Annotated in this window: 14 protein-coding genes, 4 tRNA genes, 1 other RNA gene and 1 pseudogene; 12 read left to right on the top strand and 8 right to left on the bottom strand. The window is 68.9% G+C overall.

Annotated elements, in window-relative coordinates; all coding sequences use genetic code 11:
* Positions 1–54: 54 nt before the first annotated feature.
* Positions 55–1,806 (bottom strand): AIPR family protein, encoded by a 1,752-nt coding sequence (locus ACFU9P_RS27855; protein WP_384085898.1) that lies wholly within the window; start codon positions 1,804–1,806, stop codon positions 55–57.
* A gap of 278 nt (positions 1,807–2,084) precedes the next feature.
* Here ACFU9P_RS27855 and ACFU9P_RS27850 point away from each other — a divergent pair.
* Positions 2,085–2,987: pseudogene (locus ACFU9P_RS27850) on the top strand (tyrosine-type recombinase/integrase); the annotation flags it as partial.
* Between the two features lie 63 nt (positions 2,988–3,050).
* Here the strand turns inward: ACFU9P_RS27850 and ACFU9P_RS27845 are convergent.
* Positions 3,051–3,138: transfer RNA gene (locus ACFU9P_RS27845), tRNA-Ser, on the bottom strand.
* 72 nt (positions 3,139–3,210) lie between these two features.
* Here ACFU9P_RS27845 and ffs point away from each other — a divergent pair.
* The 6 genes from ffs (at position 3,211) to ACFU9P_RS27815 (ending at position 12,496) form a co-directional block, all read left to right on the top strand.
* Positions 3,211–3,309, top strand: an RNA gene (gene ffs, locus ACFU9P_RS27840) — signal recognition particle sRNA small type.
* A gap of 51 nt (positions 3,310–3,360) precedes the next feature.
* Complete coding sequence (locus tag ACFU9P_RS27835) at positions 3,361–5,697, top strand: DNA polymerase III subunit gamma and tau (RefSeq protein ID WP_384085895.1); 2,337 nt, start codon at positions 3,361–3,363, stop codon at positions 5,695–5,697.
* Between the two features lie 136 nt (positions 5,698–5,833).
* Entirely contained in the window at positions 5,834–7,087 is a 1,254-nt protein-coding gene (gene purD / locus ACFU9P_RS27830; protein ID WP_384085891.1) for a phosphoribosylamine--glycine ligase, read from the top strand.
* A 533-nt stretch (positions 7,088–7,620) separates the two neighbouring features.
* Entirely contained in the window at positions 7,621–9,498 is a 1,878-nt protein-coding gene (locus tag ACFU9P_RS27825; protein WP_384085888.1) for a hypothetical protein, read from the top strand.
* Between the two features lie 410 nt (positions 9,499–9,908).
* The gene (locus ACFU9P_RS27820; protein WP_384085885.1) at positions 9,909–11,369 is read left to right on the top strand and encodes a N,N-dimethylformamidase beta subunit family domain-containing protein; all 1,461 of its coding nucleotides are present in this window, start codon (positions 9,909–9,911) and stop codon (positions 11,367–11,369) included.
* Between the two features lie 227 nt (positions 11,370–11,596).
* Complete coding sequence (locus ACFU9P_RS27815; protein ID WP_384085881.1) at positions 11,597–12,496, top strand: phosphoribosylaminoimidazolesuccinocarboxamide synthase; 900 nt, start codon at positions 11,597–11,599, stop codon at positions 12,494–12,496.
* Positions 12,497–12,557: 61 nt separating this feature from the next.
* Here the strand turns inward: ACFU9P_RS27815 and ACFU9P_RS27810 are convergent.
* From ACFU9P_RS27810 to ACFU9P_RS27790, 5 genes are all read right to left on the bottom strand, one after another.
* Positions 12,558–12,630 (bottom strand) — tRNA-Gly (locus tag ACFU9P_RS27810).
* Positions 12,631–12,715: 85 nt separating this feature from the next.
* On the bottom strand, positions 12,716–14,191 hold the full coding sequence (locus ACFU9P_RS27805) for a multicopper oxidase family protein (protein WP_376386683.1): 1,476 nt from the start codon (positions 14,189–14,191) through the stop codon (positions 12,716–12,718).
* Positions 14,192–14,480: 289 nt separating this feature from the next.
* Positions 14,481–14,556, bottom strand: a tRNA-Gly gene (locus ACFU9P_RS27800).
* 50 nt (positions 14,557–14,606) lie between these two features.
* Positions 14,607–14,678 (bottom strand) — tRNA-Gly (locus ACFU9P_RS27795).
* A gap of 226 nt (positions 14,679–14,904) precedes the next feature.
* Entirely contained in the window at positions 14,905–15,240 is a 336-nt protein-coding gene (locus ACFU9P_RS27790; RefSeq protein WP_079023629.1) for an Lsr2 family protein, read from the bottom strand.
* 418 nt (positions 15,241–15,658) lie between these two features.
* Here ACFU9P_RS27790 and purS point away from each other — a divergent pair, with 418 nt between their 5' ends.
* The 5 genes from purS (at position 15,659) to ACFU9P_RS27765 (ending at position 20,466) form a co-directional block, all read left to right on the top strand.
* The gene (gene purS / locus ACFU9P_RS27785; RefSeq protein ID WP_376386686.1) at positions 15,659–15,934 is read left to right on the top strand and encodes a phosphoribosylformylglycinamidine synthase subunit PurS; all 276 of its coding nucleotides are present in this window, start codon (positions 15,659–15,661) and stop codon (positions 15,932–15,934) included.
* The gene (gene purQ, locus ACFU9P_RS27780; protein WP_376386688.1) at positions 15,931–16,611 is read left to right on the top strand and encodes a phosphoribosylformylglycinamidine synthase subunit PurQ; all 681 of its coding nucleotides are present in this window, start codon (positions 15,931–15,933) and stop codon (positions 16,609–16,611) included. Before purS ends, purQ begins: the two co-directional genes overlap by 4 nt.
* Positions 16,611–18,869, top strand: a complete 2,259-nt coding sequence (gene purL / locus ACFU9P_RS27775; protein WP_384085875.1) for a phosphoribosylformylglycinamidine synthase subunit PurL — start codon at positions 16,611–16,613, stop codon at positions 18,867–18,869. Before purQ ends, purL begins: the two co-directional genes overlap by 1 nt.
* Before the next feature lie 165 nt (positions 18,870–19,034).
* Positions 19,035–19,535, top strand: coding sequence for an ArsR/SmtB family transcription factor (locus ACFU9P_RS27770; protein ID WP_384085872.1), 501 nt, complete (start codon positions 19,035–19,037; stop codon positions 19,533–19,535).
* Between the two features lie 67 nt (positions 19,536–19,602).
* Positions 19,603–20,466 carry a M23 family metallopeptidase gene (locus tag ACFU9P_RS27765; protein ID WP_384085868.1) on the top strand — a complete coding sequence of 288 codons (864 nt, stop codon included), beginning with the start codon at positions 19,603–19,605 and terminating at the stop codon, positions 20,464–20,466.
* Here ACFU9P_RS27765 and ACFU9P_RS27760 read toward each other — a convergent pair.
* On the bottom strand, positions 20,463–21,398 hold the full coding sequence (locus ACFU9P_RS27760; RefSeq protein WP_384085864.1) for an MFS transporter: 936 nt from the start codon (positions 21,396–21,398) through the stop codon (positions 20,463–20,465). The genes ACFU9P_RS27765 and ACFU9P_RS27760 overlap by 4 nt on opposite strands.
* Positions 21,399–21,744 lie beyond the last annotated feature (346 nt).

Genomic DNA, 21,744 nt, shown 5'->3' with positions numbered 1-21,744 from the left:
ATCCCCGGCCTTCTTCGTCTGACTACTTTCGGCTGATGTATAGAAAGCCGAGCATCAGACGTCGGCGCTCGACTCCTTGGCCTTTTGTAGCAGAGCCTCCTGGTGACGACGGCTGCGCACATCGTCCTTGCGCAAACTCCTGCCCTCGTTCAAGACAGACTGAAACTGCTCGGTGGCAAGCTCGACTGCAGTAGTGATCGCTCCTTCAATCCTCTCCGAGTCCGAAATCTTGAACCTCAGCTTCTTAGCGCCCCTCAGCCGCTGTTTAGCTGCCTCTGTCTCAGAGGTTTCGAAGATAGGCACAAGTTCCGGCGTGATCAGAGCGGACACCATCATCGCGATGTGATACTTCGCGGCTTTGAGAGTGGTCGAGTCGGGTGTTCGGGCGAAGAATCTGTCTACCCGATACAAAATCCAGGCCGCGTAATAGTAGGCCTCAACGGAGTATTCACCCCAAACGAATGAACCCTCAACCTCTAGCTCCTTCGGAGCACCGATCGCTCGGAAAGAATCACCGAACAGTGTTGCAGCGACCGCTCGGTTAAGTTCGGGAGTTGTGACAACGCGAGTCCGCGGGAAATCAAGAGACGCATGCTGGTTCTGCCGCAGATAACGTAGGCCGTTTACGCCCGACTGGTTGAAAAACTCTTCCACGTCTTTCGCCATCTGGGAACTCGCCTGAATGTCAGTTGAGCCGATGGGAGTTTGCAGGTTAGTAGCGATCGCCACGTTTGTTCGCACCCCAGCGTCGCCTGAGCTGACGATCTTCACTGGGATCCAAAGGTCAGAGAGGAGGGGCGGCTTGGCCTTAACCTCTTCGCTTGCCGCCCACCTAACGAGCTGGTGACTTGTCTGCCCGCCATTTACGATCTGATACCCGGAGATGAAGAACCTGTCACCCGACCCTCGGAGAGATGTCGCAATGATCGTGAGTCCGTTGTTGAGGAAGGGGAAGTGCTCGCGGTCGTCGCTCTGAAGGGTTCTCGTGATCCGGATATTCACTGGGTTGTGGCTACCGAGATCGAGACGCACATTGTCGTCGAAGATCCCTGGCCGTACGGAGCCAGTTTCATCCGTCAGCAACTTCATCACCTCCCTGCCGGACAAGAGCCCGATGTAAGCCTCACTCACCCGCTCAGTCGCAGGGATGGTCTGCCGCTTTTCAAAGTTGAACTGAATGTTCTGTGGTCCGTGACGTTCTTTCAGCTTTGCAGCTAGTGCATCGTGGCCATGAGTGTTGAGGTGCAAAGGTTCTGAATAAATGCCCTGGGATCGAATACGATCGATCGCTTCTGTGACTTGAAGTTCTTGCTGTGCGCTCTTCCCGTCATTGCTGCTGGTGGTGACGTAGAAGAGTTCGCACGGGATTCGCGTGTCTTGAAACTTGTCACCGTTCTCTGCGATCCGATCGATCAAAGCAGCCAGGTCAACCAGGGCCGGAGGAAGCTTGACGCTCTTCGCCTTAATCGCGTACTTTGTCACGGCCTCGACGCCGTGGAGGAACTTCGCGATGAGCTTAGAGTCGTAGGACTCGCTTGTCTTAGCCTGGATGAAGAGTACCCGCGCTGAATTGGACGCCTGATCTGAGATAAGATCGTCGATCTCTGAGGGTTCCGAGACGATCTGTCCGTTGACTACGACGGCAGCGATGTCGATGCCCTCGTCGGTCCCACCGCCGAGAACAGCGCGCTCAATCTGCTCGACATCGTCCCGTACATAAGGGAAGAGGTAGTTGGCTGCGACGTACAGCTCGAACTGCTTCGCCTCGTCCCCCTCAAAGCCAAAGTCTCGTGCAAACTTGGCCACTCGCTTTCCCGTGAGCGTGTGCACTTTATCCCCCTAGGCAGCGCGAGCGCTGATCGTCATCACGGTGTGTTTGTCAGTGAGCTTAGCGTCTGGGTTGCCGTCGACATCAGGACTTTGCCGAGCCGAGCGGATCATCACTTGGGTGAGCCAGTTCTGAGTGCCGACGGCGGTCTGCTTCAGTACCGGGCGGACCTAGTAGAAGGGCAGAAGGATCCACCGGATAGATGGAAACCGAGACGGGCGCGACCTCACTTGGAGGCCGCGCCCGCCTTCTGTAAAGCCTTTACCGCCGAATGCAGGCGAACGGGCAACGCAAGGCGGGTACCGCTCACCAGGTCCACCGCACCGCCCGAACCGCGCTGGGGGAGGCCGTACGGCGCGGTTACGCGGCGAAGAACGTCGCCGCGTTGGCGAAGCCGCCACGGACGGAAGAGGACGAATCGGAGGTAGAGCCGTACTCCGTTGACGAGGTGCAGTGCCTGTTGCTCGAAGCCAACAAGCGCCGGAACAGCGCCCGTTGGATGCTGGCGCTGGCGCTCGGACTGCGACAGGGCGAGACGCTCGGGCTGCGCTGGGCTGACGTCGACCTGGACAACGAGTACCTGAAGCTGCGTCGGAACCGTCTGGGCCCCCGGTACGAGCACGGGTGCCCGGAGGCGTCACCGTGCGGCCGAAAGGCCGGGTACTGCCCCGGCAGGGTGCAGGTCCGGCGCGAGACCAAGAACACCAAGTCTCGGGCGGGCCGGCGTGCGGTGCCCCTGCCGGGCCCGCTGGTCTTGATGCTCCGTGCGCATGCCGAGACGCAAGCGCGCGAGCGCAAGGTGGCTGGTGACCTGTGGACCGAGTCGGAGTACGTGTTCACCAAGCCGCTGGGTGGCCCGCTGAGCCCGAACACGGACTACCACGACTGGAAGCGGCTACTCGAAGACGCGGGGGTTCGAGACGGCAGGCTGCACGACGCGCGGCACACGGCCGCCACGGTGCTCATGCTGCTCGGTGTCCCGGCCCGGGTCATTGACCAGATCATGGGATGGGAACCGGGGACCTCCGCAAGCATGCGGGCCCGGTACCTTCACGTGCCGGACGCCATGCTCAAGGACGTGGCCCGGAAGATCGCCGAAGCCATCTGGGGACCCCCGGAGGCACCCCCTGTGGACAAAAACCAGGACAACGAGGGCTGAGGACAACGTCGAAGGGCCCCACCTCGCGGTGGGGCCCTTCGACGTATTGCCCGGTGAGAGCAATGGCGGAGGATACGAGATTCGAACTCGTGAGGGGTTGCCCCCAACACGCTTTCCAAGCGTGCGCCCTAGGCCACTAGGCGAATCCTCCGCCGCAAACAATACAAGACGCTGGGGCGTGCTCGCGAACTCGTTGTGGGGGGTGGGGATCGGGTAGGGTGGGCCCAGCCCCTCACGTGGCGCTATCTGACTGAACTCCCCCAGGGCCGGAAGGCAGCAAGGGTAGGTCGGCTCTGGCGGGTGCGTGGGGGGCGCTTGCGTTGGGGGCGGTGGTACGGGCGCGTTGTCGGAGGGGGCCGATATCGTCGTAGGTGTGTCGTCCCTTGCGCTGTACCGCCGCTATCGCCCCGAGTCCTTCGCCGAGGTCATCGGGCAGGAGCATGTCACTGACCCGCTGCAGCAGGCGCTGCGGAACAACCGGGTCAACCATGCGTACCTGTTCAGCGGGCCTCGGGGCTGTGGCAAGACGACCAGTGCGCGCATCCTCGCCCGCTGTCTGAACTGTGCGGAGGGGCCCACGCCGACGCCCTGCGGGGAGTGCCAGTCCTGTCAGGACCTCGCGAGGAACGGGCCGGGGTCGATCGATGTCATCGAGATCGACGCCGCGTCGCACGGTGGCGTGGACGACGCCCGTGATCTGCGCGAGAAGGCGTTCTTCGGGCCGGCGAGCAGTCGTTACAAGATCTACATCATCGACGAGGCGCACATGGTCACCTCGGCGGGGTTCAACGCCCTGCTGAAGGTGGTCGAGGAGCCGCCGGAGCATCTCAAGTTCATCTTCGCGACCACCGAGCCCGAGAAGGTCATCGGGACGATCCGGTCGCGTACGCACCACTATCCGTTCCGGCTCGTGCCGCCCGGGACGCTGCGCGACTATCTCGGCCAGGTGTGCGGCCAGGAGGGGATCCCCGTCGAGGACGGGGTGCTGCCCCTGGTCGTACGGGCCGGTGCCGGGTCCGTCCGTGACTCGATGTCCGTCATGGATCAGTTGCTGGCAGGCGCCGCCGAGGACGGGGTGACGTACGCCATGGCGACGGCCCTGCTCGGTTATACGGACGGGTCGCTGCTCGATTCGGTGGTCGACGCGTTCGCGGCGGGCGACGGGGCCGCGGCGTTCGAGGTCGTGGACCGGGTGATCGAGGGCGGCAACGACCCGCGGCGCTTTGTCGCCGACCTGCTGGAGCGGCTGCGTGACCTGGTCATTCTGGCCGCCGTGCCGGACGCGGGGGAGAAGGGGCTGATCGACGCGCCCGCCGATGTTGTCGAGCGGATGACCGCACAGGCGTCGGTGTTCGGCGCGGCAGAGCTGAGCCGGGCGGCCGATCTGGTCAACACAGGGCTGACGGAGATGCGTGGGGCGACCTCGCCCAGGCTCCAGTTGGAGCTGATCTGCGCGCGGGTGCTGCTGCCCGCGGCGTTCGACGACGAGCGTTCGGTGCAGGCGCGGCTCGACCGGCTGGAGCGGGGTGCGGCGGCGGCCGCTACGGTGCAGGGCGCCGCGTTCTCGGGAGGCGGGCCGGGGCCCGCGATGGGGTACGTACCGGGGCCCGAGGCGCACACTCCCGTACTGCCTCCACACCCTCCCGTATCCCCGCCGATGCCCGCCGGACCGGCTGCCGGACCGGCCGTACCGCCCAGTGCCCCCGCGGCTCCGCCGCCCGCAGCCGCGCCCCCTACTGCCCCAGAGGCCGCAGAGCCGCAGCGGCCCGGGGCATGGCCGTCCTCCGCCGCGCCGGATGCCGGCCGCCGTCCGGGCGGCTGGCCCACCGCTTCGGCGCCCGGCCAGGGCGCCCCGCCCGCCCGTACGCCCCAGGCTCCCGCCCCGGCCGCCGCGTCCGCACCCCAGCCCCCCGCCGCCGGAGGCCCCGGCCCAGGGATGGCGCAGGGCGCGGGCCAGGTGCGGAGCATGTGGCCGGACATCCTGGAGGCCGTGAAGAACCGCCGGCGCTTCACCTGGATCCTGCTCAGTCAGAACGCACAGGTGGCGGGGTTCGACGGTACGACGCTCCAGCTCGGCTTCATCAACGCGGGCGCGCGTGACAACTTCACGAGCAGCGGCAGCGAGGACGTGCTCAAGCAGGCGCTCGCCGAGCAGTTCAATGTGCAGTGGAAGGTCGAAGCGATCATCGACCCGTCGGGCGGCACTCAGCCGCCGTCCGGAGGGGCCGGTGGAGGCGGCGGCGGTTACGGCGGGGGCCCCGGCAACAGCGGGGGTTACGGAGGCGGCGGCCCCGGCAGCGGCGGAAACCCAGGAAACCCCGGAAACCCGGGCAACAGCGGTGGTTACGGAGGCCGTCCCCCGGCATCGAACTCCGTACCGGCAGCCCCCACCGCGTCCGGCGCACACCGTCCGGCCGCGCCCACGGCGTCCTCGTCATCGGCCGCACCGGCGAACCGTACGTCCGCATCACCGTCCACCCGTCCCGGGCAGGGACAGGCCCAGCCCCAGGGCGGCGCTCCGGGCCGGTCCCAGCAGCCGGGCTCCGGCGGCTCCGGCAACAGACCGGCCGCCGGGCCGCCTCCCGTAGCCCCGGAGGACGACATTCCGGAGGAGGACGATCCGGATCTCGTCGACTCCGCGCTCTCCGGCCATGACCTGATCGTGCGCGAGCTGGGAGCCACAGTCGTGGAGGAATACACGAATGAGTAGTGGACAAGGGGAGTAAGTGAGTAGTGGACAAGGGGGGTAGCGGACACGGACAAGGGGCCCACGCAATCCCGCCCGCGTCGCCTCACCGCAAGGCCCGCAAACGGAATCATCCGCTCCCCCGGCTAGGCTGCCTCCCGTGAAGGTCCTTGTCATCGGCGGCGGCGCCCGCGAACACGCCCTGTGCCGCTCTCTCTCCCTCGACCCCCAGGTCACCGCTCTGCACTGCGCGCCCGGCAATGCCGGTATCGCCGAGGTCGCCGAGCTGCACCCGGTGGACATGCTGGACGGCGCGGCGGTGGCCCGCCTCGCCGCCGGGCTGGAGGCCGGGCTGGTCGTCGTGGGCCCCGAGGCGCCGCTGGTGGCGGGGGTCGCCGATGCGGTACGGGCAGCGGGCATCCCCTGCTTCGGGCCGTCGAAGGAGGCCGCCGAGCTGGAGGGTTCCAAGGCCTTCGCCAAGGATGTGATGGCCGCGGCGAACGTACCGACGGCCCGCAGCTATGTCTGCACCACGCCGGAGCAGATCGACGACGCGCTCGACGCCTTCGGCACGCCGTATGTCGTCAAGGACGACGGGCTCGCCGCCGGCAAGGGCGTCGTCGTGACCTCGGACCTCGCGGTGGCCCGCGCCCACGCGCGCGCCTGCGAGCGGGTCGTCATCGAGGAGTTCCTCGACGGCCCCGAGGTCTCGCTCTTCGCCATCACCGACGGCCGTACGGTCCTGCCGCTCCAGCCGGCCCAGGACTTCAAGCGTGCGCTCGACAACGACGAAGGTCCCAACACGGGCGGCATGGGCGCGTACTCCCCGCTTCCCTGGGCGGATCCCAAGCTGGTGGACGAGGTCCTGGAGACGGTTCTCCAGCCCACGGTCGACGAACTGCGGCGGCGCGGCACGCCCTTCTCCGGGCTGCTGTACGCGGGTCTCGCGATCACCGGCCGCGGGGTACGGGTCATCGAGTTCAACGCGCGCTTCGGCGACCCGGAGACACAGGTCGTGCTCGCCAGGCTCAGGACTCCGCTGGCCGGGGTGCTGCTGGCGGCAGCCGAGGGGACGCTCGCCGATCTGCCGCCGCTGACCTGGCATGACGACGCGGCGGTCACGGTGGTCGTGGCCTCGCACAACTATCCGGACACGCCGCGCACCGGCGATCCGATCGGCGGCCTCGAAGAGATCGCGGCCCACGATGCGCCCCACGCGTACGTCCTGCACGCCGGAACCCGGCGGGACGACGGCGGTACGGTCGTGAGCGCGGGCGGCCGTGTGCTGTCGGTGACGGCGACGGGCGAGGACCTGACGCAGGCCCGCGAACGGGCGTACACCGCGCTGCACCGCATCACGCTGCCGGGCTCCCAGCACCGTACGGACATCGCGCGCGACGCCGCGAAGGCGTAAGCGAGCACTCAGGACCGCGAGGCACCTCAGGCACCGCGGGCACCCCGGCCTCCGCGGGCCCGCACCCGGGCCCGGACCTGCACCCCGCGCCCCAGACCCGCACCCGGGCCCGCCCCGGACCGCGCCTGCACCCGGCGCCCAGGCCCGTGCCCGGACCCGTGCCCAGGCCCGTGCCCAGGCCCGTGCCCGCATCCCGCCCCCTCCCTCGTCGGCCCCGCCGTCAACCCCGGTCCGCCATTTCCCCTCGTCCGGGCGCCCGCCGCCCGGTGGAACGAGGCGGTCGTCCGTACGGGTGAACGAGGTGTGCCCGGCCCCGGAAATAAGGGCCCGTACGCCGCTCGTCAGCAGCTTTGACCAGAGCCATTCCATCGAGTGACGAATGGGCCATCCGGATGACGGTTCGCCGGGGTCCAACTATGGTGCGGCGCAGGCGTTCCGGCACTTGGCCCATCGACATTGCGTTGTCAGTGGCGGGTGCCACAGTGGGGGAGTGAGCAAAGCCGTCACAGGGGCAGAGGGGGTGAAGTCCGACCATGTCCGGTTCCCGTTCCGGTTCGCATACCGGTCTCAGTTCCAGTACAAGTTCCGGCATCGGCGACGAGCTGGGTGCTCAGGGCGCCCGTGTCCGGGCTCTCGCCGTGCTGCGGGTGCGCGGCAGGGCGCTGGCCGTGGCGCTGCTGCCGGCCGCCGTCGCCGTTGTGCTGCTGGCCGGCGGGGCCACGGGCCATCTGCGCGGGGGGAGCTGGGACGCGGCCCGCTGGGCCGTGACGGCCTTCGCGGCGGTGGTGCTGCTGCTCAGCGCCGGGGTCGCGGCCGTGATCGCCTGGGCCAGGCCCGCCCTCAGCCCCACCGTGGCGGTCACCGAAGCGGCGGCCCCCGATCTCTACCGGCTGGTGCGTGATCTCGCGGAGCGGCTCGAAGTGCCCGCGCCCTCCGCCATAGCGCTGACCCCGGACTGCGACAGCTGGCTGGAGGACCGTACGCATCCGGCGCATCTGCCGGCCCTCCCCGGAGCGGGCCGCCGCCGGCGCACGCCCGCCGCGCCCGTACTGGTGATCGGATCGCCCTTCCTGTGGTGGATGCGGGTCGCCGAGCTGCGCGCCGTGCTCGCGCCTGTCGTCGCGGGTACGGGCCCTTCGGCGCATCCGGACATAGCCGCCGCGCGCCGCTTCGTACGGGGACTCGACGCGGCGGTCGCGGTGGCGGCGCGCCCCCCGGGACCGCGCCCGGGACAGAGGGCGATCGCGGGGCTCCCGGGGCGGGGAGTGATACGGAGAGCGGCGTTCGGCCTGGTCGGGCGGATCGCCAAGGTGCTGCTGCGCGGCTGCGCCGAGCATGCCGCGCAGATGGAGCGTGGGGTCGCGGCGGCCGCCTCGGAGCGTGCGCAGGGGGTGGATTACGGGCTGCGGATCGTCGCCCAGGAGCAGGTGGGGCTGGCATACGCGGGGTGGGACCGGCTGCTGACCAGGGTCGCCCTGCCCGCCTGGCGCATGGGCCGGTGGCCCTCACGGCTGGACGCGGGCGTGGTGTCCGCCCTCACGGAGCTGTCCCGCCGCGACCGGCTGGCCGAGGGCTTTGCCTCCCGGCTCGGCGAGCGCCCCGCCTGCGACCTGCTCGAAGAGCCGGGCGCGGTCGACGAGGCGGCGTCCCTCCTCGCTGCCCGTCTCTTCCACGGCGGTCCGGCCGAGGCGGGGCCCGACTGGTCGCCGGTGGACTGGCAGCAGTATCCGGAAGAGGTCGTCGACCGTAAGTGGCGTACGGAAGCGGCCAGGCTGCACCGGGTGCTGGACGGTATGGGAGTACGGCGCTCGGCGGACCCCGGCTCCTCCGCGATGGCACCGGGCCCCACCCTCGCCCGGGTCATGGACCATCTGTCCGCCCCGAGCGGCGAAGGCGCCTACGGCATGGACAGCACCACGGGCAGAGACGGCAAGGAGGGCCACGAGGGCCACGAGGGCGAGGAGTACGAAGGCGCCCGCGCGTCCCAGGCCGCCCAGGCACGCGCAGCCCAGGCGGCCCAGGCCGGCGACGCCCTGGCCGCCGGGATCAGCGCGGAGCTGGCCCGCGAGGAAGCTGCGGCCCCGCCCGTCCCGATCGAGACCGGTGGCGATGCCCTGACCTCCTGGGGCACGGATCCGCTCCCGCTCTTCCCGCTCCAGCCGCCCCGTACGAGCAGGGAGCTGCTGGCCGACCATGTGACGGCGATGGTCTGCTGCTCGGCCGTCGACACGGCGGGCGCCTCACCCGGCCTGGACTGGCTGGACGGACCGGCCCTTCTGGTCGACGGGAAACGGCGCGCGGACCTGGTCGGGCGCGTCCTCAGCCTGGTCGAGGGAGGTGACGCGGAACCGCTCCGCTCCTGGCTGGCCTCGCTCGGAGTACGGCCGGAGAAGCCCGTACGCCTCGTCTGACCACCGGCCTCACGGGCCCACCGACCCCACAAGCCCACCGACCCACAAGCCCACTGGCCTCACGCGCCCACCGACCCACCGGGCCTGCCCCGAGGAACGCCCCACCGGCCCCACCGACCCCACCCGGCTCACCGGTCGCATCCCGGCGCGCGTGCCTCACCTGAGCGCCCCGCGCGCATAACCGCCCCCCCCCATTTCGCCCCCTAAATCGAACTCGGCTCACCGATTCATCCGGACGCGAAAGAACCCCCCTTATCACACCCCACATCCGGATTAGGTCGTTCCGTTAACGTCAATAGCGACGAACGGTGACGGGACGCATGCGTTATGTGATGTGCTGGAGTCCGGCGCTTGTATCAAAAACGGCCGTACCACCCGATGTGGCTCGGCGGCTCGGAGGAGGGGGCGCGATGGGGGCGGACCAGATCCGGCGATGGGAATCGGGCGCTCTCGCCCATGCGGTGAGCGACCCGTTCGGCCAGGGCCCGCTGCCCTGGCTGCGCGGCAGTGAGAACTATTTCGACGACACCGGCCAGCTCGTCCCCTGGTACGCCGACCCGACGCTCGGCCGCGGCCGCAGCGGCGGTCCCCGTACCGCCGACGACGTACGCCGCCAGATCAAGGGCTTCGCGTCCACCGGCGCGGTCGCCCCCGGCGAGGCGATCGACTTCCATGTCACCGTCGACCCGCCCCAGCAGTTCTCCGTCGACATCTACCGGATCGGGCACTACGGCGGCGACGGCGCCCGCAAGATCATCACCAGCCCCCGGCTCTCCGGGATCGTCCAGCCGCCGCCGCTCACCGCCGACCGTACGGTCTCGTGCCACCACTGGTGGCTCTCCTGGCGGCTCCAGATCCCGTCGTACTGGGCCCTCGGCGCCTATGTCGCCGTCCTCACGACCGCCGACGGCTACCGCTCCCACATCCCCTTCACCGTCCGCGACGGCCACCCCGCCGATCTGCTCCTCCTGCTCCCCGACATCACCTGGCAGGCGTACAACCTCTACCCCGAGGACGGCCACACCGGCGCCAGCCTCTACCACGCCTGGGACGAACAGGGCCTGCTCCTCGGCGAGCAGGACGCCGCCACGACGGTCTCCTTCGACCGCCCCTACGCGGGCGCGGGCCTGCCCCTCCATGTGGGCCACGCGTACGACTTCATCCGTTGGGCCGAGCGGTACGGATACGACCTCGCCTACGCCGACACCCGCGATCTGCACGCGGGCCGCGTCGACCCCACCCGGTACCGCGGCCTGGTCTTCCCCGGCCACGACGAGTACTGGTCGATCCCCATGCGCCGCACCGTCGAGCTGGCACGCGAGCAGGGCACCTCGCTGGTCTTCCTCTCCGCCAACACCCTGTACTGGCAGGTCGAGCTGGGCCCCTCCGCCTCCGGCGTCCCCGACCGGCTGCTCACCTGCCGCAAGCGCCGGGGTCCTGGCCGCCCCGCGCTCTGGCGCGAGGTGGACCGGCCGGAGCAGCAGCTTCTCGGTATCCAGTACGCGGGCCGCATCCCCGAGCCGCACCCTATGGTCGTACGGAACGCCGATCACTGGCTCTGGGAGGCCACCGGCGCGGGCGAGGGCGACGAGATCGACGGGCTGGTCGCGGGTGAGGCAGATCGTTACTTCCCGCGCACCGCGCTCCCCGACCACCAGGACCGCATCCTGCTCGCGCACTCCCCGTACCGCGACAGCGAGAACACCCGGCGCCACCAGGAGACCTCGCTCTACCGCGCCCCGTCCGGCGCGCTGGTCTTCGCCTCGGGGACCTTCGCCTGGTCCCCGGCGCTGGACCGGCCCGGCCATGTCGATACCCGTATCCAGCGCGCGACCGCCAACCTCCTGGACCGCATCTGCAAACGCGACTGACCCCCCTCAGACACGAGCCCCACAAGGACACGAGCCCCACGAGCCCCACAAGCCCGCACCTCGGCCGACGGACCTCCCCGTACCCCGGCCGGCAGACCTCCCCGCACCCCCCCCGCCGACCAGCGCCCCGTACCCCCGCGAGCTGGGCCTTCCCGCATACGGGAGAATCAAGGCGATCTCCCGAACTGGCCTGGACCGGAGATCGCACAGAACCACGGGGAGGAACCGTGTCCGGATTCGTCGAAAAGCCCGAGCCCCTTCAGGTGCCGGGTCTGGTGCATATCCACACCGGCAAGGTGCGTGATCTGTACCGGAGCGAGGCGGGCGACCTCGTGATGGTCGCCAGCGACCGCATCTCCGCCTACGACTGGGTGCTGCCCACCGAGATCCCCGACAAGGGCCGGGTCCTCACCCAGCTCTCGCTCTGGTGGTTCGACCAGCTGAGCGATCTCGTACCCAACCATGTGATCTCCACCGATGTCCCGGCCGGCGCCCCCGCTGACTGGGCCGGCCGCACCCTCATCTGCACGCCCCTGCGCATGGTCCCGGTGGAGTGCGTCGCCCGCGGCTATCTCACCGGCTCGGGTCTTGTGGAGTACGACGAGTCCCGTACGGTCTGCGGAGTCACGCTCCCCGAGGGCCTGTCCGACGGCTCCGAGCTGCCCGCCCCGATCTTCACCCCCGCGACCAAGGCGGCCGTCGGCGAGCACGACGAGAACGTCACATACGAGGAAGTCGCCCGCCAGGTCGGCGCGGAGACCGCCGCGCTGCTGCGCCGGACGACCCTCGATGTGTACAGCCGGGCCCGCGACCTCGCGCGCCTGCGCGGGATCATTCTCGCGGACACCAAGTTCGAATTCGGCTTCGACGGTGACCGGCTGGTGCTCGCGGACGAGGTGCTGACCCCCGACTCCTCGCGTTTCTGGTCGGTGGACTCCTGGGAGCCGGGGCATCCGCAGCCCGCGTACGACAAGCAGTTCGTACGCGACTGGCTGACCTCGCCGGCCTCCGGCTGGGACCGCAGGAGCGAGCAGCCGCCGCCCGCGCTGCCGCAGGAGATCGTCGAGGCAACGCGGGCGAAGTACCTGGAGGTGTACGAACTCCTCACCGGCACCCCGTGGCGGTAGGCGCGGCAACACGACGAAGCCCCCGGTCACCTGGACCGGGGGCCTCTTCGTATCTCTCCTGAGCGGACGACCAGGTTCGAACTGGCGACCTCAACCTTGGCAAGGTTGCGCTCTACCAACTGAGCTACGTCCGCGTGCGCCGCAACGCGACTGCCACTATACCCCAGCGAACCGCCCAGTCCCTCCGATGTGGCCGCCCAGTCCTTCCGGTGCGGCCGGTCAGTCCTTCCTGCCCGCGCCGTCCGAGATCACCAGGGTGGACATCATGCCCTTGTCCTCGTGATTGAGAATGTGGCAGTGCAGCACCGTCTTTCCGGTGTAGTCCAGGAACGCGACCCGCACCACGATGTTCCCGCGAGCCGGCACATCCACCGTTTCCTGGTACCCGTAGAACGGCACAGGTTTCCCGTTCGTACTCATCAACTGGAAGTCGTTCGTGTGCAGATGGAACGAGTGCACCTCGTCGCTGTTGTTCTGCACCGTCCACTCCTGCACGGTGTTCAGCTTCGCCCTGAAATCAATGCGATCCGGGTCGAACTGCTTGCCGTTGATGTAGTACGCCGTACCGGCCGCGTTCTCCGTGTACGTGATCGTTTTGCGCGCCGCGATCTTGGCGTCGGCCAGGTCGATTGCCGGAGCGAAGGTCGCGGGCAGTTTCTCGCGGGGCACCGGCTCGCCGCGCGAGACGACCGTGGCGAGCGTCGCCTCCGGGAACTGGTTGCCCGCCGGACCGGTGTTGTACGGGAGCGTCTTCAGCTCGGTCGTACTGCCGGCCGGGCCGCCCTCCACCAGTACGTCGAAGCGCGAGGCGGCCGGGATGATGATCGAATCCACCGAGTAGATCTTGGTGACCGGATTCCCGTCCCGCGCGATCACCCGGAATTTATGGCCGGGCAGCGCCACCTTGTAGAAGATGTTGGCGCCGATATTGGCGAGCCGCCAGAGCTGTGTCTCGCCGGGCCGGATCCGGATGACGGGGTTGAGCTGGCCGTTGACCACCCGGGTCGTGGGCGCGCCGATGCTGAGATCCTCGGTCTTGATCCGGTCGCCCTGGATCTGGAAGTCCTTGAGCGCGACGGTGCGTTCGGTGATGTTCCGCAGCGGCTTCGGCAGATACTGCTTCAGCCCTTCGACGACGATGATGCCGGACATGCCGCCCGCGGTCTGCGCGGCGGTGATCGGGTGCGCGTGCGGGTGGTACCAGTACGTTCCCGTCGCCAGGTTGGGCGGGAACTGGTAGGCATAGTGGTACGTCTCGCCCGGTTCGATCATGACGAAGACATTGTCGGAGTGGCCGCTCGGCGAGACATGCAGGCCGTGGACATGCACATTCGTCATCTGGTCGATCTTGTTCACCAGCGACACATCCATACGGTCGCCGGGCCTGATGCGCAGGGTCGGCGGCATGTACTGCCCGTTGTACGTCAGGGCCCAGAGCTTGCGGCCTGCGAGGTCGACCTTCTTGCGCTCGACCACGATGCGGGTGCGCAGGAAGCCGTTCTTGCTCACCACCTGGGCGGGCTCCCGCAGTGGATCTCCCGGCGGGACCGGGGACGGCGCCGAGGCGGCGGACGAGGGTCCCGGTGACTGCGCCTGGGACCCGCCCGACCCGCCCGGATCAGTGCCGCAGCCCGCCAGCAGGGCGAGGAGGGCGAGCAGGGCGAAAAGTGCCCCGGCCAGGGACCTGGTTCGCATCACGTTCTCCGGTCTGATGTGGCGGTCTGCTGAGGCCCGGGATTGTGTGATTGCGAGGAATGCTCGTATTGAAATCTTCGTCGCGGTTCGTCCAGGCCCGTGGTGGTATTCGCCGATCATTCTGGCGTGAGACATTCACCACTGGGGCCACCGACTCACCACTGGGCCCACCGACCCGCTGGTCACCTGAATCCGCGCATACGGCGACGGCAGCACATACAGAAACGCCCGGCTGGTAAACCCAGCCGGGCGTCTGTCGAGATCAATCACTGGATCAATCAATTTTCACTGGAGCGGACGACGAGATTCGAACTCGCGACCCTCACCTTGGCAAGGTGATGCTCTACCAACTGAGCCACGTCCGCACGCCCACCACCCTACCTGATCCACTGAGGTGAACCGGAGAGCGATGCAGAGCGGGTGACAGGAATTGCACACTGCGCCTCCCCCTTGGAAAGGGGGCGTTCTGCTACTGAACTACACCCGCACGCTCTGCGAGGCGCTTGCCTTTCGGCCTTGCCCCTCGGCGTGGTCCAAACTCTAGCCGATCAAAGGGGGTGCTGTGCAACTCGGTGCGCCACCGCGTCGCCCGGCCGGCTCCGCGGGCCCGCCCCCGGAGCCCCGGCCGTCTCCCGCTCCACCGGTGCTTCTCAACTCCGGGCCGGTTCTTCTCAACTCCGGCCCCGCTCTTCTCAACTCCCGGCCGGTGCTTCTCAACTCGCTTCGCGGAACGCCTCGTACACCCGCTTGGGGATACGGCCGCGCGCCGGCACCTCCATCCTGTGCGACTGGGCCCAGGCGCGGACGGCCGCCGGATCGGGTGCGAGGGCGGTGTGCCGGTAGGTCGTCAGGGATTTGCCGTTCTTGCTGGCGTTTGTCTGCTTTCGGCCTGCCGCCATGAACGGCGCCAGGGCCTTGCGCAGTTTCTTTGCATTGGCGGGATTGAGGTCGATCTCGTACATCTTCCCGTCCAGGCCGAACGTGACCGTTTCCGACGCTTCTCCGCCGTCGATGTCGTCGGAGAGTGTGACCACTACGCGCTGAGCCACGGATATCGGTCCTTTCCTGCGGTACCGCCCTGCCCGGGCCGTCTGGGAAACACGGCTGACGTGCGGCGATGCCGGCCTTCCGGCTGTTAACTGGGGACTTCGGGGCCAATGCTGCTTTCCGCTGTATTCCTTTGTACAGCGGTGGGCGGCGCATTGTGAAGCCCAGCCAATTGCATCAGCGTGTCCCATGCAATAGGGGGCCGCGATTTGGCCTGGATTTTCCCCGGCGTTGCCCGGTGCCCGAAGTCGGGTCATGATCTGCGAACGAGTCTGTCTACTCGCGTAGATTTTCCGGCCCGGTACGCTGAGGGAAGCGCGGGGGGTCTGGGGGATTCCCCGGGATCCGGGGCATTCCCCCGGAGAACACAGCAGCGAACACAGCAGCAGAACCAGCCGCACCACACCACCGGGAGTGCCAGTGGCACGCGTCGTAGTCGACGTCATGCTCAAGCCGGAGATCCTCGACCCGCAGGGACAGGCAGTGCAGCGCGCGCTGCCGCGTCTGGGTTTCGACGGGATCGCCGACGTCCGCCAGGGAAAGCGCTTCGAGCTGGAGGTGGCGGAGCCGGTCGACGCCGCCGCTCTCGCCCGTATCCATGAGATGGCCGAGACCTTCCTCGCCAACACCGTCATCGAGGACTTTGTCGTGAAGGTCGAGGAGACCGCGGGCGCGAAGGCGGAGGGGCCGAAGTGACGTCCCGTATCGGAGTCGTCACCTTCCCCGGCACCCTGGACGACCGGGACAGTCTGCGCGCCGCCCGGATCGCCGGGGCCGAGCCTGTACCGCTCTGGCACCGCGACAAGGACCTCAAGCAGGTCGACGCGGTGGTCCTGGCCGGCGGTTTCAGTTACGGCGACTATCTGCGGGCCGGGGCCATCTCCCGGTTCTCGCCGGTGATGGAAACGATCATCGAGCAGGCGAAGGCCGGGCTGCCGGTCCTCGGGATCTGCAACGGCTTCCAGATCCTCACCGAGTCCCATCTGCTCCCCGGCGCGATGCTGCGCAACAACCATCTGCACTTCATCTGCCGCGACCAGAAACTGCGGGTGGAGAACGCGGGGACCGCCTGGACCGCCGACTATTCCGCGGGCCAGGAAATCTCCGTACCCCTCAAGAACATCGACGGCCGGTACGTCGCCGACGAGCGCACGCTCGACGAGCTGGAGGCCGAGGGCCGGGTCGCCTTCCGCTATCTGGACGGCAACCCCAACGGCTCGCTCCGGGACATCGCGGGCATCACCAACGCCGCGGGCAATGTCGTCGGGCTGATGCCGCACCCCGAGCACGCCGTGGAGCCGCTGATCGGTACGGGCCGTACCGACGGCCTGGGGTTCTTCACCTCGATCCTGAAGAAGCTGGTAAGCGCCTGATGACTATCAAGATCCTCGATACCGTCAAGCACGCCGGCGGCACGCCCGAGGTCGAGCTGCCCTGGAAGGACCTCGGCCTCAAGGAGGACGAGTACGCGCGGATCCGCGAGATCCTGGGGCGCCGGCCCACCGGTGCCGAGCTGGCCATGTACTCCGTCATGTGGTCCGAGCACTGCTCGTACAAGAGCAGCAAGGTGCATCTGCGGCAGTTCGGCGAGAAGGCCCCGGCCAGCGACGCGATGCTCGTCGGCATCGGCGAGAACGCGGGCGTCGTGGACGTCGGCCAGGGGTACGCGGTCACCTTCAAGGTCGAGTCGCACAACCACCCCTCGTACATCGAGCCCTACCAGGGCGCGGCCACCGGTGTCGGCGGCATCGTGCGGGACATCCTCGCCATGGGCGCCCGGCCGGTCGCGGTCGTGGACCCGCTGCGGTTCGGCGCCGCGGACCACCCCGACACCAAGCGGGTGCTGCCCGGCGTGGTCGCGGGCATCGGCGGGTACGGCAATTGCCTCGGCCTGCCCAACATCGGCGGCGAGGTCGTCTTCGACCCCTGCTACCAGGGCAATCCGCTGGTCAACGCCGGCTGTATCGGTGTGATGCGGCATGAGGACATCCACCTCGCGAAGGCCTCGGGCCCCGGCAACAAGGTGATCCTTTACGGCGCGCGCACCGGTGGCGACGGCATCGGCGGGGTGTCCGTCCTGGCGAGCGAGACCTTCGAGTCCACCGGCCCCGCCAAGCGTCCGGCCGTGCAGGTCGGCGACCCCTTCCAGGAGAAGCTCCTCATCGAGTGCACCCTGGAGATCTTCGGCGAGAAGCTCGTCGCCGGGATCCAGGACCTCGGCGGCGCCGGTCTCTCCTGCGCGACGAGCGAGCTGGCGTCGGCCGGCTCCGGCGGTATGCGGGTCGAGCTGGACACCGTACCGCTGCGGGACGCGACCCTCTCGCCCGAGGAGATCCTCATGAGCGAGTCGCAGGAGCGCATGTGCGCGGTGGTCGAGCCGGACAAGGTCGCCCGGTTCATGGAGATCTGCGAGAAGTGGGATGTCATCGCGACCGTCATCGGTGAGGTGACCGAGGGCGACCGGCTGGAGATCTACTGGCACGGCGAGCAGATCGTGGACGTACCGCCGCGGTCCGTCGCCCACGACGGCCCGGTGTACGAGCGGCCCTACGCCCGGCCCGAGTGGCAGGACGCGCTCCAGGCCGACGACGCGGGCAAGCTGCCGCGCCCGGCCACCGCGGCCGAACTGCGCGAGCAGGTCCTGAGGCTGGTCGCGTCGCCGAACCAGGCGTCAAAGGCGTGGATCACCGACCAGTACGACCGTTTCGTCCAGGGCAACACGGTGCTCGCGCAGCCCGAGGACGCCGGGATGGTCCGGATCGACGAGGAGTCGAATCTGGGCGTGGCCATGGCGACGGACGGCAACGGGCGGTACGCGAAGCTCGACCCGTACGCGGGGGCGCAGCTCGCGCTGGCGGAGGCGTACCGCAATGTCGCGGCCTCCGGCGCCAAGCCGCTCGCGGTCTCCGACTGCCTGAACTTCGGTTCGCCCGAGGACCCGGGCGTGATGTGGCAGTTCGCCGAGGCGACGCGTGGGCTGGCGGACGCCTGCCTGGAGCTGGGCACGCCGGTGACCGGCGGCAATGTCTCGCTGTACAACCAGACCGGCGAGACGGCGATCCACCCGACGCCGGTCGTGGCCGTGCTCGGGGTGATCGACGATGTCAGCCGGCGGACGCCGATCGCGTTCAAGGAGGAGGGGCAGCTTCTCTATCTGCTGGGTGAGACGCGTGAGGAGTTCGGTGGTTCGGCCTGGTCGCAGGTCGTCCATGATCACCTGGGCGGGCTGCCGCCGGCGGTGGACCTGGAGCGGGAGAAGCTGCTCGGCGAGATCCTGATCTCGGCGTCGCGCGACGGCATGATCGACGCGGCGCACGATCTGAGCGACGGCGGTCTGATCCAGGCGGTCACGGAGTCCTGCCTGCGGGGCGGCCACGGCGCCCGGCTGGTCGTACCGGACGGGCTCGACGCGTTCACCTTCCTGTTCAGCGAGTCGGCGGGGCGCGCGGTGGTGGCCGTACCGCGCAGCGAGGAGCTGCGCTTCACGGACATGTGCGGGGCGCGGGGGCTGCCGGTGACGCGGATCGGTGTGGTGGACGGGGAAGAGATCGAGGTGCAGGGGGAGTTCGGGATCGCGCTGGGGGAGCTGCGGGCGGCGCATGAGGGGACGATTCCGGGGCTGCTGGCCTGAGTTGAGTGCTGTGGCCTGAGTGCTGGCTGCTGCCTGAGTGTTGCTGAGCCCCCGTCCGGTGACCATCTGGTCATTGGGCGGGGGCTCAGCCGTGTCCGCGCGTGTTCGCTCCCGCGCTTGCCAATCATTACGTAATTACGTAACTTCAAGATATGGGGCTCACGGATGGAGCTTGAAGAACGGGTCGCGGCGCTGGAGCGGCGGCTCGCGGCGCTGGAAGGGGCGGACGGTGGGACTCGGCCTGCGGGTGGGGGTGAACTCTGGGCGCTCCAGCGGCTCAAGGAGGAACTCGCCGAGGCCGGCTACCCGAACGGCGGGGTCCTCTATACGGGTTCGGTGCGGCTGCCGACCGAGGAACGGTACGAGTGGCAGTACGGCACGTTCACCGATCAGCTCCTCGACGCCGACTGGTCGCAGACCGCCGAGTCCTTCGCGGCGCTCGGCCATGGGGTACGGCTCCGGCTGCTGCGCGAGATCCTCGGCGGCCGGCGCACGGCCGCCGAACTGGCCGAGCTGGACGACATCGGCACGACCGGCCAGATCTACCACCACCTGCGCCAACTGACGGGCGCGGGCTGGCTGCACACGACGGGGCGCGGCCGGTACGAGGTTCCGGGCGCTCGGGTCGTACCGCTGCTGGTGATGCTGTCGGCGGCGCGGCCGTAGACGACCGTTTGACGAGTGAGCTCGATGAGTGAGCTCGATGAACGAGCTTGATGGATGAGGGGGAATCATGGCCGTCCGTAAGTGGGCGTCGAACTTATGGCGTTTGTGCTGGGGGGTCTTTGTCGCCCTGGTCCTGGTGCATGCCTTCGGCGCGCTGCCCTTCGCCTATGCGTGGGTCTGGCCGCCGGCCGTCGTCGCCATGGCCCTGGGCTTCGCGATGAGCCGTACGGCCCGGGCCCACCACGCGAAACACCGGCCGGCCGCGGTCGAAGTGGCGGCCCCGGTCACCGGCCGCTGGCTGGCGCACAACAGCCCGGCGGACAAGGTGCCCAGCCATGGCCTGTACAGGTACGGCCAGGAGTACGCGATCGATGTCGTGGCGGTGGGGGGAGGGGTGGAGGGTGAGCCCGGGGCGGAGGGCAAGGTCCGCAGCCGGCCGGACTTCGCATGGGTGTGGCCGATCGCCCGGCGCAACCGCGACTTCCCCGCCTTCGGCGAGCCGGTGCTCGCGGTGGCCGACGCCACCGTCGTCCACGCCTCCGACCGGCAGCGCGACCATCTCAGCCGCAACTCCCTTGTGGGCCTGGTCTATCTGATGCTGATCGAGAGCGCGGTACGGCAGATCGGCGGCGCGGGACGGATGACTGGTAACCGTCTCGTACTCGACCTCGGGAACGGTACGTACGCGATGTACGCCCACCTCGGGCGCGGCTCGCTCACGGTCCGCCCGGGCGACCGGGTTTCCGTCGGCCAGGTCCTGGCCCGCTGCGGGAATTCCGGCAACTCCACCGAACCGCATGTGCACTTCCAGCTCATGGACCATCCGGACCCGGATGTGGCGCGCGGTGTTCCCTTCCGCTGGGAGGGGATCGGGGTGCCGGGGAACGGTGCGGAGTTTGTGGTGGGGCGAGACTTGGCGGACACGCCCTAGTGCCGGGTGCCGGCCCACAGGAGGAGCGCCAGGCCGCTGATCGCGGCGCCGAGTGCGCAGACGGCACCCCAGCCGGCCGCCGCGTACAGGGAGGTGGAGGCGATGGCGCCGGAGGCGCTGCCGACCGAGTAGAAGATCATGTAGCCGCCGATCAGCCAGGAGGCGGTGAGCAGGGCCAGACCGATGCCGGTGGTCCGCCGGGAGAGACCCCGGTCGTTGAGGCGCCCGGCTGTCGCCGCGGCGAGCGCGCCCGCCGCTCCGGCCAGTCCGAACGCGCCGATCGAGGCGTCGGACAGTGAGTGCGGGGGCGCGCTCAGAGGCAACGCGACACAGCTCCACAGGGTGCTGAAAGCGGCGAAGATCAGCAGGGCGAACAGGGCACGGAGCCGGAGGAGGCGCTCCCGTACGAACAGCGTGACGGTGGAGCGCGGGAGGTGTCCGTAACGCAGGGTGGTTGGGGGGTTGTCAGGGGGCGTTGGGGCGGGTGGGGTGCTGCTGTTGCGGGAGCGTTGGGTGGGTGCGGTGCTGTTACGGGACGGCAGTACGTGATGCAGTGCCAGGGCCAGTACGCAGGTGAGAGCCGCCGAGGCGAGGTAGACGGAACGCCAGCCGGCGAGATCGGCGAGCAGGCCGGATACGGTACGGGCGAGCAGGATGCCCATGACCACACCGCTGGTCACGACCCCGACGACGCGCCCGCGTTGGGCGGCCGGGGCGAGTGACGCGGCGAAGGCCACCAACGTCTGGGTCACGACCGCGAGAAGCCCCACGGCAACCATGCCCACCAGCAGGAGCGCTCCGGTGGTGGCGGTGCCGACCAGCGTCAACGCCACGGCGAGCAGCAGCAGTTGGGCCGGGATGAGGCGTCGGCGGTCGGCCAGATCGCCCAGCGGGACGAGGAAGAAGAGCCCCAGGCCGTAGCCGGTTTGCACTGCGGCAGTGGGGCGAGGGCCACTTCTTCGCCCCGGGCGAACCGCACTCGGAGATGACCGACCGCACGCACGGCCGGCCTTTGCGCGCCCTGGAGGTCTACGCGTCGGACGGCCGACGGTTGGGAGCGGAGGACACGGTGGTGAGGAAGGTGGGGGAGGCGGGGGAGGCGGGGGTGTAGTGCGGGTTCGTGCCGAGGGGTAGTCGGGGTGGGGCGGGGGTGTGGGATGCGGGTGTGGGCCGCCCCTCCTGGTTTGAGTTTCGCGGGGGTGGGGTGGGTGTCAAGGGCGCTCCTTCGTCGCGTCGGCTCCGCCGATTGCGCTGCGCTTAACCCTTGACACCCACCCC

Source organism: Streptomyces sp. NPDC057617, from assembly GCF_042800555.1.
Lineage (GTDB): Bacteria > Actinomycetota > Actinomycetes > Streptomycetales > Streptomycetaceae > Streptomyces.
The sequence above is the reverse complement of the archived record's forward strand: the minus strand, read 5'-3'. Positions and strand labels throughout refer to the sequence as shown.

What these genes read in the sequence shown, in the direction of transcription:
- ACFU9P_RS27820 (WP_384085885.1), top strand. Translation starts at nt 9,909, where the DNA reads ATGGGGGCGGACCAGATCCGGCGATGGGAATCGGGCGCTCTCGCCCAT.
- purL (WP_384085875.1), top strand. Translation starts at nt 16,611, where the DNA reads ATGACTATCAAGATCCTCGATACCGTCAAGCACGCCGGCGGCACGCCC.
- ACFU9P_RS27805 (WP_376386683.1), bottom strand. Translation starts at nt 14,191, where the DNA reads ATGCGAACCAGGTCCCTGGCCGGGGCACTTTTCGCCCTGCTCGCCCTC.
- ACFU9P_RS27765 (WP_384085868.1), top strand. Translation starts at nt 19,603, where the DNA reads ATGGCCGTCCGTAAGTGGGCGTCGAACTTATGGCGTTTGTGCTGGGGG.
- ACFU9P_RS27770 (WP_384085872.1), top strand. Translation starts at nt 19,035, where the DNA reads ATGGAGCTTGAAGAACGGGTCGCGGCGCTGGAGCGGCGGCTCGCGGCG.
- ACFU9P_RS27825 (WP_384085888.1), top strand. Translation starts at nt 7,621, where the DNA reads ATGTCCGGTTCCCGTTCCGGTTCGCATACCGGTCTCAGTTCCAGTACA.